Source organism: Pseudomonas viridiflava, assembly GCF_001642795.1.
GTDB classification, from domain to species: domain Bacteria; phylum Pseudomonadota; class Gammaproteobacteria; order Pseudomonadales; family Pseudomonadaceae; genus Aquipseudomonas; species Aquipseudomonas viridiflava.
In genome coordinates this window covers 84,260-97,984 of the sequence record NZ_LKEH01000021.1, presented here as the reverse complement: position 1 = coordinate 97,984, position 13,725 = coordinate 84,260, and the positions used below count along the sequence as shown (strand labels likewise).

Here is a 13,725-nt window from a genome sequence, read left to right as displayed (position 1 = left end):
AGCTTTCGGCTTTAATTCTTCACCCGCAGGAACACGGAAATGCGTTGGGGTACTTATTTCGCCGTTCTGGCCTCGATCCTGAGTGTCGGTCTGGCCATCGGCGTCAGCATGCCGCTGGTTTCGCTGAGGCTCGCGGACTGGGGATACGGCACGTTTGCCATCGGCGTGATGGCGGCGATGCCTGCGGTCGGTGTGTTGGTTGGCGCAGGCGTCGCCAGTGCGCTGGCCTCGCGGTTCGGGACGGCCAACCTGATGCGGCTGTGTCTGTGGAGCGGGGCGGTGTCGGTCGGGGCTCTGGCCTTATTGCCGTACTACCCGGTCTGGCTGGTCCTGCGCCTGATGCTGGGCATGATCCTGACCATCGTTTTCGTGCTGGGTGAAAGCTGGATCAACCAGTTGGTGATCGAGCGCCTGCGCGGACGACTGGTCGCGCTGTATGGCAGCACTTACGCACTCAGTCAGTTGGCAGGCCCGCTGTTGCTGGGCGTCATCGGCACCGAGGCCGATTACGGTTTCTGGATTGGCGTGCTGCTGATGACATGCTCCCCGTTGCTCCTGTTGGGCCGAACCGGCGCACCTTCCACAGAGTCAGCCAGCGTGACCTTTGCCGACCTGCTCGGGTTCTGTCGCGGCATGCCGGCCATCGCGGGCGCGGTTGCGCTGTTTGCAGCGTTCGAGGCGCTGATCCTGACGCTGCTGCCGATCTACTGCATCCGGCATGGCTTCACACCTGAAATCGCCTTGATGATGGTCAGCGCTGTCGTGGTCGGCGACGCGGCGCTGCAACTGCCGATTGGTCTGCTGGCAGACAAGATCTCTCGCCGCACGCTGTTCACCGGCTGCGCGAGCGCGTTGATGCTGTCCAGTCTGGCCATTCCGTTGCTGGTCAACACCGTGGTGATCTGGCCGCTGTGGGTGCTGTTCGGTGCCAGCGCTGGCGGACTGTTCACGCTGTCGTTGATTCTGATCGGCGAACGCTATCGCGACGATGCGCTGGTGCGGGCCAACGCGCATGTGGCTCAGCTCTGGGGGATCGGTTGTCTGCTCGGGCCTCTGGCCGCAGGCGCGGGCAGTCAGTGGATCAGCATCGATGCCTTGCCGCTGTTGATGGCGGCAGGGGCGTTCGGCCTGCTGGTCCTGACCATGAGGCGCGGGGCGTTCGGTGCGAGCGCTGCGCAGGCCTAGAGCATCCGCTCCAGGCCGATTGCCTTGCTCATCCAGGCGTTGAAGCGGCGCCACCAGTCGCCGGGCTCGGTGTACAGCGTGTGGATGACGCCATTGTCCTCGGTCACCCAGACCACCTTGCCATCTTCCAGCTTCGCCTGGTAAGTGAGTGAAGGCGCCATACCCTGCAGCGTCAGTTCACGCAGCTCTTCTGCCAGCTCCGGGCTGTCGACCAGCACACCGACCTCTGTGTTCCACAGCACCGAACGCGGGTCGAAATTGAACGAGCCGACGAACACCTTGCGGCGATCGAAAATCATCGCCTTGCTGTGCAGGCTGGATTCGGAGCTGACCAGCGACTGGCTTTTCCTGAACAGGTGCGGACCGCTGCCGCGCATGGTTTCGACATCGCCCGGCTGGCGGCGCAGTTCGAACAGCTTGACGCCATGTTCCAACAGCGCCTTGCGATAGGGTGCATAACCTCCGTGCACGGCGGGTACATCGGTGGCTTCCAGCGAGTTGGTCAGCAGGCTGACGTCCACACCCGCATCGGCGCGGCCGGTGAGGTACAGCAGGCCTTCCTGACCCGGCACGAAGTAGGCCGAGATCAGCATCAGTTCCTTGCGGGTATTGAGCAGTTCCGGGGCCAGTTGGGTGGTCAGCAGCAGATGCGGGTCGGGCTCGCCCTGCGCGAGCACCTTGGTCGGCGCGTCCCAAAGCGCCTGGTTCCAGGCCCAGACCAGTTCGTTGAGCCAGGTCTTCATACGCGGCTCGGTCTTGTAGGCCATCAGGCGTTCGTACAGCGCCCTGTGCTGCTGATGCGCCTCCTCCAGCGAGGCCGCCAACCGTTTTCTGGCCTTGGCCAGGTCCTTGGTGTCCGGCAGGAAATACATGAAGTCATCGATCGGCTTGCTCAGCGTGCTGTTCCAGTACTGATCGAAGCTGTGTCCGAGCTGTTCGGCGACCGGCCCGACGCTGAGCATGTCGATGTCGGTGAAATTCAGGTTGGGCTCGGCGTCGAAATACTCGTCACCCAGGTTGCGCCCGCCGACGATAGCCACGCTGTTGTCCGCCAGCCACAGCTTGTTGTGCATGCGTCGATGCTGGCGCGAGAGATTCATCAGTCTGCCGAGGCTGCGGGTGATGCCCGTCTCGCGTCCCAGGTTCTGCGGATTGAACAGGCGGATCTGAATATTCGGGTGCGCGGCGAGGGTGGCGATAGCCTGATCCAGGCCGTCGCTGGTGGTGTCGTCCAGCAGGATGCGCACGCGCACGCCACGGTCGGCGGCGTTGAGCAGTTCGTCGATCAGCGCCCGGGTGCTCAGGCCGTCATGGACGATGTAGTACTGCAGATCAAGGCTGCTTTTGGCATTGCGGATCAGCTCGGCACGTGCCTTGAACGCGTCACTGCTGTCGGGCAGCAGGCGAAAGCCCGAGCGCCCTTCGTGAGGCTGCGCCATCGCCTGGATCGACCGGCCGAAGGCTGAGTCTGAAGACGCAATGGCCTGACTTGGCTCACCGAGCGGTGCTTGATGTGCGCAACCGCTGACGCACAGCGCAACCAGCAGTGAAAAGGGCAAGGCCCATGAGTTCTTCAAATTGATATCCACAACCAGGCTTGGCTCGACTTGGCGATAAGACCGGCAAAAGCGGGAAAAATTTGCCAACGTCAGTCATTTTGCGCAATCAGCTGCGAGATCGTCTCGCCAACGATGCGTACTGCGCTCTCGATTTTCGGTGTCGGCTTGGCAGCGTAGTTCATGCGCAGGCAATTGCGGTACTTGCCCGAGGCGGAAAAGATACTGCCCACCGCGATCTGTACGTTCTTGCTCAGCAGCGCGCGATTGAGGCGCACGGTGTCGAAGTCCTCGGCCAGTTCCACCCACAGCATGAAGCTGCCCTGCGGACGGCTGACCCGCGTGCCCTGCGGAAAATAGCGCATGACCCAATCGATCATTACGTCGCGGCTGCGCTGGTACTGCGTGCGCATGCGGCGCAGGTGTGGTTCGTAATGCCCGCCTTCGATGAAATCGGCTATCGCCAGTTGCGGCTGCGGCGCGGTCGAACCGGTGCCGATGTATTTCATGTGCAGCACCCGCTCCAGATAACGGCCCGGCGCGACCCAGCCGATGCGCAAACCCGGCGCGAGGGTCTTGGAAAACGAACTGCACAGCAGCACGCGACCGTCTTCGTCGAAAGACTTGATGGTACGCGGGCGCGGGTATGAGAAGGACAGATCGCCGTACACATCGTCTTCGATGATTGCCACGTCGAAGCGCTGCGCCAGCATCAGCAGGGCTCGCTTGCGCTCTTCCGGCATCACGTAGCCCAATGGATTGTTGCAGCTGGGCGTCAACTGAATCGCCTTGATCGGCCATTGCTCCAGTGCCAGTTCCAGTGCTTCAAGGCTGATGCCGGTCAGCGGGTCAGTGGGGATTTCCAGCGCCTTCATGCCCAGGCCCTTGAGGGTCTGCATGGCGCCGAAAAAGCTCGGCGAATCCACCGCCACGATGTCACCGGGCGAGCAGACAGCGCGGATGCTCGCCGACAGCGCTTCGTGACAGCCCGAGGTAATGATCAGGTCATTGGCGGTCAGGTTGCAGCCGGAGTCGAGCAACAGGCGGGCGATCTGTTCGCGAAGTGTATGCACGCCGTGGATGTTGTCGTAATACAGACCGGGCATGTCCTGATGGCGACTCAACTGGCCCAGCGCGCGCATCAGCGGTTTCAGGGTCGGGCTGGACACGTCCGGCATCCCGCGCCCCAGTTGGGTGACCGCCTCACGGGGCGATACCCGGATCAGGTCCAGCACCTGATCCCACTGTGAGATATCCACAGGCCGCTGCACCGGACGCCCCACCACGGGAAGCGCCGGAGCCTGGCGAGAAGCCGAAACGAAATAGCCTGATTTGGGTTTCGGTGACGCCAGTCCACTGTCCTCCAGCACCCTGTATGCCTGCTGCACCGTACTCAGGCTGACACCATGTTCGACGCTGAGCGCGCGCACGGAAGGCAGGCGGTCGCCGGGGCGATAGAACCCCTTTTCGATCCGCGAGCCCAGCATTTCGGCAAGGTTGACGTACAGGGTCATGGCGTACTCTCGGTTGAGTGCTGATTTGAGAACCATACAGATGGCGCGAAAATACAGCATTCAGAGATCGTTTTGAATCTTCTGTATGGAAAATATAAGAGGATTTTGAATCTGTATTGGTTTGGCAATCCCCGTCATCATGGATTCACGCTCACCACCCAGCGTCTTACACACGTTTTGCTGCAATCAACGGACCGTGGGAGGCGGCTTGCCGGCGATGGCGTCAGTTCAGTCGCTGATTTATCGCTTCAGAAAGCGTATCGCCGGCAAGCCGCCTCCCACGGGGTATGGATGTAGTCAGGCTCTTTCGTTCTGGTCTCGTTTTTCGCGTCTTCTGGACGCATGCATAACGCGGGGCGTTTGGAACGATCGGTGTAAAGGCTGGCGTGTGTTGAGCGATGGAAACCCACCCCGATGGAGGAACCGGAAATGAACGGGTTCAGCGACGTACGATTAGCGTTTCACAGCCAGGAACTGAACGAGAGCCAGCCAGTGATGTTCAAGGCCGTTCAGAACAATCGCGTCTGCGTGCCGACGGGCATGAGCCGCTGGGCGCTGTATCGTCATCGCTGGATATCCCGCCGCGCACTGCTGGAACTGACGGATGACCAGCTTCGCGATATCGGCATCGACTTTCGGCAGGCCAGAGTCGAGGCAATGAAGTCTTTCTGGAGGGAATAGCGCGGGTCAACGCAGCGCTTTCAAACGGTGCCAGAGCATGCCCAGCGCCAGCAGCGGCGAGCGCAGGTGCTTGCCGCCGGGAAAGGTCATGTGCGGGACCTTCGCGAACAGTTCGAAGCCATCGCTGTGCTGTCCGGCGATGGCTTCGGCCAACAGGCGGCCCGCCAGGTGCGTGGCGTTCACGCCGTGGCCGGAATAGGCCTGGGCGTAGTACACGTTTGGCTGATCCCTTAGCCGCCCGATCTGCGGCAGGCGGTTGGCCCCGATGCCGATCATGCCGCCCCACTGATAATTGATCTTCACGCCAGCCAGTTGCGGGAACACCTCCAGCATTTTCGGTCGCATGTAAGCGGCAATGTCCTGCGGGTCACGGCCCGAATAATGACAGGCACCGCCGAACAGCAGACGCCGGTCAGCGGAAAGCCGGTAGTAATCCACCGTCACGCGCTGGTCGCAGACCGCCATGTCCTGCGGCAACAGTTCATTGGCTTGCGCCTCGCTCAAGGGTTCGGTCGCGATGATGTAGCTGCCTGCGGGCAGTACCTTGCCGCTGATCTCCGGGTTGAGGTCCTTCAGGTAAGCGTTGCAACCCAGCACCAGAGTCTTGGCCAGCACCGAGCCCTGCGCGGTGTGCACCTTAACCTGCGGGCCGTAGTCGATGCGCGTCACCTCGGAATGTTCGAACAACTGCACGCCCAGTGACTGCGCCACCGCAGCTTCGCCCAACGCCAGATTCAAGGGATGCAAATGCCCCGAGCCCATGTCGATCAGGCCTCCGACATAACGATCCGAGCCGACCACGCTGCGCATCTGGTCAGGCGGCACCAGTTTCAGCTCATGCCGATATCCCAGGCTGCGCAGTTCTTCGGCGTCCTCGGCCAGATGAGTCATGTCACGCGGTTTGTTGGCCAGGTCGCAGTAACCCCACTTCAGCGCGCAATCGATGCCATGCCTTTCAACCCGCTGGCGCACGATTTCGACCGCTTCGATGCCCATCAGCTTGAGCTGACGCACGCCGTCGTTACCGATGACATTGGCGAATTGCTCGACGCCATGGCCGACGCCGCGAATCAACTGACCGCCGTTGCGCCCGCTGGCACCCCAGCCGATCCTGCGGGCTTCCAGCAAGGCCACGCTCAGACCGCGCTCAGCCAGTTCAATCGCCGTGTTGAGCCCGGAGAACCCGCCGCCGACCACGCACACATCGACCTTCACCTCGCCTTGCAATGCCGGGTGATCCGGCTGCGGATGGCTGCTGGCGGCGTAGTACGAAGCGGTGTGCGAGTCTTGATGGGTAGGGTGCTGAACGCGGGCGTTCATGGACATGTCCTGTTGGCGGCGCTGTGAAGTCTCGGCAGGATAAGCTGCTGTCATGGACCTGCCAACTCAGGCAAAATCCCTGCATTGTGTCCGGGTGATCGTTTCAATGAGCTGCAACCTTCAGAAAGTCCGCGAGCTGCGCCGCCAGATTCCCTCGTTCGAGTGCGTGCCTGGCTGCCACGACTGCTGCGGTCCGGTCACCACCTCGTCCGAAGAAATGGCCCGCCTGCCGCGCAAGACTGCCGCCGAGCAGGAAGCGGCATTGAACGAGCTGAACTGCGTGCACCTCGGGCCTCAGGGCTGCACGGTGTACGACGAACGTCCGCTGATCTGTCGCCTGTTCGGCACTACCGAAACGTTGCCATGCCCCAACGGCCGCCGTCCTGTCGAGCTGATTCATCCCCGGGTCGAAAAGCAGATCCACACTTATATCGCTTCGACCCGGCAGGTGCTGGTGTAAGCGTACGGTTCAGTCGGCAATCGGCAGGTTCAGGCTCTCTTTCACTTCTTCCATCACGATGTAGCTCTTGGATTCGCGCACATGCGGCAGTTTGAGCAGGATGTCGCCCAGCAGTTTCCGGTAGGACGCCATCTCGGAAATACGCGCTTTCACCAGATAGTCGAAGTCGCCCGACACCAGATGACACTCCAGCACGTGGGGCAATTTCAGCACCGCGCGGCGGAACTCCTCGAACGTGTCGCCAGACTTGTAATCCAGGCTGATCTCCACGAATACCAGCAGACTGGCCTTGAGGCTTTGCGGGTTCAGCCGGGCGTTGTAGCCCATGATGATGCCTTCGCGCTCCAGCCTGCGGACCCGTTCGGTGCAGGGTGTGGTCGACAGGCCGACCCGCTCGCCCAGTTCGGTGAACGAGATGCGTCCATCCGCCTGCAGGATTCGCAGGATATTGCGATCAATCTTGTCCAGCTCACGTTTTGACTGGTGTTGGGTGCGCAAGGTTGATATCCCCTCTACGAAAGCGATCTTTGCCGTGGATTACCTCCGAATATAGGCATTTATACAGTTAAAAGCACTGCTCGATGCTCAATATACTGGCCACATCCTTGCTTAAAACTTCAAAACGTCAGCGGATATCCGCGATGAGGTCATCGACATGCGCGTTCTGGTCCTTGGTAGTGGTGTGATCGGTATAACCAGTGCCTATTATCTGGCGCGGTCAGGCTTTCAGGTCACAGTGGTTGATCGTCAGCCAGCTGCCGCCATGGAAACCAGTTTTGCCAACGCCGGTCAGGTCTCGCCGGGCTACGCCTCGCCGTGGGCCGCGCCGGGTGTGCCGCTCAAGGCCATCAAGTGGCTGCTGCAACGCCACGCCCCGCTGGCGATCAAGGCCACGGCCGATATCGATCAATACCTGTGGATGGCGCAGATGCTGCGCAACTGCACGGCCAGCCGGTATGCCGTGAACAAGGAGCGCATGGTGCGGCTGTCCGAGTACAGCCGCGACTGTCTCGACGAGCTGCGTCTGGAAACCGGCATCGCTTACGAAGGCCGCAGCCTGGGCACCACCCAGTTGTTCCGTACCCAGGCGCAGTTGGACAATGCCGCCAAGGACATTGCCGTGCTTGAGCAGTCCGGCGTGCCTTACGAGTTGCTCGACCGCGAAGGCATCGCCCGCGTCGAACCTGCTCTGGCGGGCGTGACCGGAATACTCAGCGGTGCGCTGCGCCTGCCCAACGACCAGACCGGCGATTGCCAGCTGTTTACCACGCGTCTGGCCGAAATGGCCGAGAAACTGGGCGTCGAGTTCCGTTACGGGCAGAGCATCGAGCGTCTGGATTTTGCCGGTGACCGCATCAATGGTGTGTGGATCGACGGCAAGCTGGAAACCGCTGACCGCTATGTGCTTGCGCTGGGCAGCTACTCGCCGAAGCTGCTCAAGCCGCTGGGCATCAAGGCTCCGGTCTATCCGCTCAAGGGCTACTCGCTGACCATCCCGATCACCAATGCGGCCATGGCCCCGACCTCGACCATTCTCGACGAGACCTACAAGGTCGCGATCACCCGTTTCGACAACCGCATCCGGGTCGGCGGCATGGCTGAAATCGCCGGTTTTGACCTGTCGCTCAACCCGCGTCGGCGCGAAACACTGGAGATGATCGTCGGTGACCTCTATCCTCAGGGCGGCGACCTGACCCAGGCCAGTTTCTGGACCGGGCTGCGTCCCACCACGCCGGATGGCACGCCGATCGTGGGTGCCACGCCGTTCCGCAACCTGTTCCTCAACACCGGCCACGGCACGTTGGGCTGGACGATGGCGTGCGGTTCCGGCCGCTTGCTCGCCGATCTCATGGCCCGCAAGACACCCCAGATCAGNTCACCAATGAGCGCATGAGTCAGATCGTCGTCCACAACGGCACCGTCTATTTGTCGGGGCAGGTGGGTGATGACATGACCGCCGGTGTCGAGAAACAGACCCAGGAGACGCTGGACAGCATCGAGCGTCTGCTTGATCTGGCAGGCACCGACAAGACCCGTATCCTGTCCGTGACCATTTACCTGAAAGACATTGATGCCGACTTCGCCGGCATGAACAGCGTGTGGGACAAGTGGCTGCCAAAAGGCGTCGCCCCGGCCCGCGCTACCGTCGAAGCCAAGCTGTGCGAACCGGAAATTCTGGTCGAGCTGTCGGTGGTCGCTGCACTGCCGTAACGTTTTTCCTGGCCCGGCGACGCACCCTCGGCGTCGGGCTTTTTTACAACCTCTTCAGGCAATACCTTTCTCATGCGTCCAGCCCGCGCCCTTGTCGATCTTCAAGCCCTGCGTCACAACTACCAGTTGGCCCGCGAAAGCGCCGGTGCGAAAGCGCTCGCCGTGATCAAGGCCGATGCCTATGGCCATGGTGCCGTGCGTGTCGCGCAGGCGCTGGAAGCGATGGCGGACGGGTTTGCAGTGGCCTGCATCGAAGAGGCGCTGGAACTGCGTGCCGCCGGTATCACCGCACCGATTCTGCTGCTGGAAGGCTTTTTCGAGGCTGATGAGCTGGCGCTGATTGCTCAACATGACCTGTGGACGGTCGTCCATTCGATGTGGCAACTGGAAGCGGTCGAGCAGGCGCGTCCTGGCAAACCCATTACGGTGTGGCTCAAGCTGGACACCGGCATGCACCGGGTGGGCCTGCATCCTTCGGAGTATCGCAACGCGTATCAGCGTCTGCTGGCAACCGGCAAGGTGGCCAGGATCGTGCTGATGAGCCACTTTTCTCGTGCAGACGAGCTGAACTGCTCGACCAGCGATGAACAGGTCGCGGTGTTTGAGGCGGCCCGCGAAGGTCTCGCTGCGGAGACCAGCCTGAAAAACTCGCCCGCCGTGCTGGGCTGGCCGACCATTCACAGCGACTGGGTGCGGCCCGGGATTATGCTCTATGGCGCCACGCCGTTCAGCGAGTCGCAGCCGCTGGCGGATCGCCTGCAGCCGGTCATGACGCTGGAATCGAAGATCATCAGCGTCCGCGAGCTGGCTGCAGGTGAGCCTGTGGGTTACGGCGCTACCTTCGTGACGGATCGTCCTTCGCGCATTGGCGTTGTGGCCATGGGTTACGCCGACGGTTACCCGCGTCAGGCGCCGACCGGAACACCGGTATTCATCGATGGCCAGCTCTCGAGACTTGTGGGCCGGGTGTCTATGGACATGCTCGGCGTCGACCTGACCGGTCTGCCTCAGGCAGGTCTGGGCAGTCGCGTCGAACTTTGGGGCAAGAACGTGCTGGCCAGCGACGTAGCCGCGCACGCGGGCACCATTCCCTATCAGATCTTCTGCAATCTGCGCCGAGTGCCGCGAGTCTATTCCGAAGGCTGAGCATTTGCCGTGACGGCTGCCCTGCGCCGATAACCCGAGGGTTCCGGTCGCCGGTCGAGTGTTGTAAATATCGAACGCTGTGCCATCATGGCGTTCATAACAACCTGACCTGACTGAATCCGGGGGAATACCGCATTGGACGTGGGTGAACGACTGCAATCGATCCGCAAGCTCAAGGGCCTGTCCCAGCGTGAACTCGCCAAGCGCGCAGGCGTGACCAACAGCACCATTTCCATGATCGAGAAAAACAGCGTCAGCCCGTCGATCAGCTCCCTGCGCAAGGTGCTGGGCGGTATTCCCATGTCGATGGTCGAATTCTTTTCCGAAGAAATCGAAGCCGAGAACCCGACTCAGGTGGTTTACAAGGCCAGCGAACTGATCGATATCTCGGACGGTGCGGTGACCATGAAGCTGGTCGGCAAATCACATCAGGGCCGTGCCATCGCCTTTCTCACCGAGACCTACCCGCCAGGTGCCGACACGGGCGAGGAAATGCTGGTTCATGAGGGTGAGGAAACCGGGATCATTGTCGAAGGGCGCCTGGAGCTCGTGGTCGGTCTGGACACTTACATCCTTGAAGTCGGCGACAGCTATTACTTTGAAAGCACCCGTCCGCACCGTTTCCGCAATCCGTTCGACGCCCCGGCGCGACTAATCAGCGCAGCCACCCCTGCCAACTTCTGACCGCCGTTGATCCGCAGGCCCCGTTTTCAGGCGCTTTGCAGCGTTGTGGCGGCGGATTGTGTTCGTCGCCGAACGCATCTTTCCGACTGCGGGCACATTTCGGCTCCGCCCGCAGACCGCTATACTTTTTCAGCCTGCCAGCCCGTTCCGCAGGTGTGATCCAGTCACCTTGAGGGCGTTAGCGTGAACCTGACAAACAAGCTTCTGGCCGTCGCCGCGGCACTGGCGTTCTGGGCACTCAACGCTCAGGCGGCGAGCAATGAAGAGATCGCCAGGCGCCTCGAACCGGTTGGGCAGGTCTGTATCCAGGGCAAGGAATGTCCGGGAGTGCAGGTTGTCGGCTCGGCTGGAGGCGGTGGTGCACGGTCGGCGGACGATGTGATCGCCAAGCACTGCACCGTTTGCCACAGCGGCGTCATGCCCAATGCGCCGAAAATCGGCGACACGGCGGCCTGGACCGAGCGTTCCCAGAAAGAAGGCGGCCTTGACGGCCTGCTGGCCAAGGCCATCACCGGCATCAACGCCATGCCGCCCAAGGGCACCTGTGGCGATTGCTCTGATGAAGAACTCAAGGCTGCGATTCAGAAGATGTCCGGGTTGAAGTAATCATTTTTGGCTGCTGATAGCACTCATATTCCGTGCTTGTCGGTTAACACAAGTTCCGCAGCAGATACCGGATTGTGGGAGGCGCCACCACGTCTTCGACGTAGCGCTGTCGCGCAGCAAACACCGGACCGTGGGAGATCTATTCAGTCAGCCATTGTTGATTTTGGTTCTGGAGCGGGCGCAGAACATGACACGATCAAATCACACACCCCACGCAGCACTTTCCCGCCCGCACCTGTCCAAGCTGCATCCAATAACACATCAGGAGAGCTGGGATGCCGCAGTCCTGTTCCATTGAGCAAGCCGTTGATCATGTTCTTTCGCAGTTGCCCGAGCACATTCATCTCGGCATGCCGCTGGGGTTAGGCAAGCCCAACCGTTTCGTCAACGCGCTGTATCAACGGATCAGTGAATTGCCCGAGCGGCGGCTGACCATCTACACGGCGTTGAGCCTGGGCCGCCCGACACCGGGCGAAGGCTTGCAGGCGCGCTTTCTTGAGCCGTTTCTGGAACGCACCTTCGGTGATTATCCCGAACTCGATTTTCTGGCTGCACTGCGCCGCGACAGCCTGCCAGACAATATCCGTGTTCAGCAGTTTTTCATGCAGCCAGGCAGCCTGCTCAACAGCGAGTCCGCCCAGCAGGACTATGTCAGCAGCAATTACAGCCACGCCGCCCGCGACATCAATGCCTGTGGCCTGAACCTTGTCGCGCAGCTGGTGGCGCGTGACGATCAACGGCCCGGCAAGCTGAGCCTCAGCTGCAACCCGGACGTTACCCTGGACCTGCTGCCGATGATCGCCAAGCGCCGGATGGCGGGCGAGACCATTCTGATACTTGGGCAGGTGCACGCGGATTTGCCCTACATGCCCGGCGACTCGGAACTGGATAGCGTAGCGTTCGACCTGCTGCTGGAGGAAGAGGAGCGCAGCACGCTGTTCTCCACCCCGAACATGCCGGTGGGCTATCAGGACCATCTGATCGGCCTGCATGCCAGCACCCTGGTGCGTGACGGCGGCACGCTGCAGATCGGCATCGGCTCGATGGGCGATGCGCTGACCGGCGCATTGCTGGCCCGTCAGGCTGACAACGAAACCTGGCGCGCCTTGCTGGCCGAGTTGAACATGAGCAACTGGCAGACCCTGATTGACCGTGAAGGCGGGATGCAGCCCTTTGCCAGCGGTCTGTACGGTTGCAGCGAAATGTTCGTCAACGGTCTGCTGGTGCTGGCCGATGCCGGGATCATCCGGCGCAAGGTGTACCCCGACGCCGAGCTGCAGCGGCTGGCCAATATGGGCACGCTGGATGAAAACGCCCATCCCGATGGCGTCGTGGTGCACGGTGGCTTCTTCCTCGGCCCGACCAGCTTCTACGAGCGACTGCGCGAGCTGCCTGCCGAGCGGCTGGCGCAATTCAACATGACCGCCATCAGCTACATCAACGAACTGTATGGCCATGAAGAACTCAAGCGCTTGCAGCGCCGCGATGCGCGGTTCATCAACAGTGCGTTCACCGTCACGCTGATGGGCGCGGCAGTGGCCGATCAGCTTGAAGATGGACGTGTGCTCAGTGGTGTAGGCGGGCAATACAACTTCGTGGCCCAGGCCCACGCGCTGGAAGACGCTCGCTCGATTCTGATGCTGCGCAGCTGGCGAGAGTCGGGTGGCGAGACCACCTCCAATATTGTCTGGGAATACGGCCACACGACCATTCCCCGGCACCTGCGCGACATCGTCGTGACTGAATACGGCATCGCCGACTTGCGCGGTCAGACGGATGCGACTGTCATCGAGCGGCTGTTGAACATCAGCGATTCGCGCTTTCAGGGAGGCCTGATCGAACAGGCACAAAAGGCCGGCAAACTGCCGAAGAATTTCAGCCTGGATCCGCGCTTTACGCAGAACACGCCGGAGCGCCTGCAGGACATTGCGTCACGCTATCCCGCGCTGTTCACCGAATACCCGCTGGGCTGCGACTTCACCCCCCAGGAGCGCGACCTGCTGAGAGCGTTGAATTGGCTCAAGGGCAAATTCAAGATCACCGAGATTCTGGAACTGGGCAAAGCCACGCTCGATGCGCCGGAGCCGGATGCGTACAGGGAACATCTGCAGCGCATGCAGCTTGATCAGCCACAGGGATTGCGCGAAGAGCTGTATCAAAGGCTGCTGCTGGCCGGATTGCAGAACACAGCCCAATGATCGTTCCCGCTCCACGTTCGCTCTCGATGTGACGCAGAGCGTCACAAAGGGCACANCGGACTCAGTGAGCCGAGCGCATGACGTGGATAACGCTGGAGCTTGTCCACGCATCTGCGCCACATTCGAGCGCGGACGCGGAGCGTCCTGAGCGGCATTCCCACGCA

12 protein-coding genes and 1 pseudogene are annotated in these 13,725 nt (G+C 61.3%); 9 read left to right on the top strand and 4 right to left on the bottom strand.

The features are described from left to right. Positions 1 to 39 precede the first annotated feature (39 nt). Entirely contained in the window at positions 40 to 1,185 is a 1,146-nt protein-coding gene (locus tag AO065_RS08520; RefSeq protein ID WP_004887145.1) for an MFS transporter, read from the top strand. On the opposite strand, the gene AO065_RS08515 is transcribed toward AO065_RS08520, so the two are convergent. Both AO065_RS08515 and AO065_RS08510 read right to left on the bottom strand, forming a co-directional pair. After that, positions 1,182 to 2,762 carry a phospholipase D family protein gene (locus AO065_RS08515; protein WP_032652270.1) on the bottom strand — a complete coding sequence of 527 codons (1,581 nt, stop codon included), beginning with the start codon at positions 2,760 to 2,762 and terminating at the stop codon, positions 1,182 to 1,184. The genes AO065_RS08520 and AO065_RS08515 overlap by 4 nt on opposite strands. A 71-nt stretch (positions 2,763 to 2,833) precedes the next feature. Beyond that, positions 2,834 to 4,255 (bottom strand): aminotransferase-like domain-containing protein, encoded by a 1,422-nt coding sequence (locus tag AO065_RS08510; RefSeq protein ID WP_004887142.1) that lies wholly within the window; start codon positions 4,253 to 4,255, stop codon positions 2,834 to 2,836. Between the two features lie 429 nt (positions 4,256 to 4,684). Between AO065_RS08510 and AO065_RS08505 the strand changes: the two genes are divergently transcribed. After that, a complete protein-coding gene (locus AO065_RS08505; protein ID WP_032652279.1) occupies positions 4,685 to 4,936 on the top strand; it encodes a DUF1127 domain-containing protein in 252 nt (83 codons plus the stop codon). A gap of 6 nt (positions 4,937 to 4,942) precedes the next feature. Here AO065_RS08505 and AO065_RS08500 read toward each other — a convergent pair whose 3' ends face one another. Further along, positions 4,943 to 6,256 (bottom strand): NAD(P)/FAD-dependent oxidoreductase, encoded by a 1,314-nt coding sequence (locus AO065_RS08500; RefSeq protein WP_004887138.1) that lies wholly within the window; start codon positions 6,254 to 6,256, stop codon positions 4,943 to 4,945. A gap of 106 nt (positions 6,257 to 6,362) precedes the next feature. On the opposite strand from AO065_RS08500, the gene AO065_RS08495 reads away from it, so the two are divergent. Next, a complete protein-coding gene (locus tag AO065_RS08495) occupies positions 6,363 to 6,716 on the top strand; it encodes a YkgJ family cysteine cluster protein (RefSeq protein ID WP_004887135.1) in 354 nt (117 codons plus the stop codon). A gap of 9 nt (positions 6,717 to 6,725) precedes the next feature. Here the strand turns inward: AO065_RS08495 and dadR are convergent, their stop codons facing one another. Continuing rightward, positions 6,726 to 7,214: a transcriptional regulator DadR gene (dadR, locus tag AO065_RS08490; RefSeq protein ID WP_004887134.1), complete on the bottom strand. Its 489-nt coding sequence runs from the start codon at positions 7,212 to 7,214 to the stop codon at positions 6,726 to 6,728. A gap of 157 nt (positions 7,215 to 7,371) precedes the next feature. Here dadR and dadA point away from each other — a divergent pair. The 6 genes and pseudogenes from dadA to AO065_RS08460 form a co-directional block, all read left to right on the top strand. Beyond that, positions 7,372 to 8,595, top strand: a pseudogene (gene dadA / locus AO065_RS08485) (D-amino acid dehydrogenase); the annotation flags it as partial. A gap of 11 nt (positions 8,596 to 8,606) precedes the next feature. Beyond that, positions 8,607 to 8,927 carry a RidA family protein gene (locus tag AO065_RS08480; protein WP_063921064.1) on the top strand — a complete coding sequence of 107 codons (321 nt, stop codon included), beginning with the start codon at positions 8,607 to 8,609 and terminating at the stop codon, positions 8,925 to 8,927. 72 nt (positions 8,928 to 8,999) lie between these two features. Beyond that, positions 9,000 to 10,073 (top strand): alanine racemase, encoded by a 1,074-nt coding sequence (alr, locus tag AO065_RS08475; RefSeq protein WP_004887129.1) that lies wholly within the window; start codon positions 9,000 to 9,002, stop codon positions 10,071 to 10,073. Positions 10,074 to 10,208: 135 nt separating this feature from the next. Continuing rightward, entirely contained in the window at positions 10,209 to 10,757 is a 549-nt protein-coding gene (locus tag AO065_RS08470; RefSeq protein ID WP_004887127.1) for a cupin domain-containing protein, read from the top strand. Positions 10,758 to 10,940: 183 nt separating this feature from the next. Beyond that, entirely contained in the window at positions 10,941 to 11,363 is a 423-nt protein-coding gene (locus tag AO065_RS08465; RefSeq protein WP_004887124.1) for a c-type cytochrome, read from the top strand. 275 nt (positions 11,364 to 11,638) lie between these two features. Next, positions 11,639 to 13,561, top strand: a complete 1,923-nt coding sequence (locus AO065_RS08460; RefSeq protein WP_004887122.1) for an acetyl-CoA hydrolase/transferase C-terminal domain-containing protein — start codon at positions 11,639 to 11,641, stop codon at positions 13,559 to 13,561. Positions 13,562 to 13,725 lie beyond the last annotated feature (164 nt).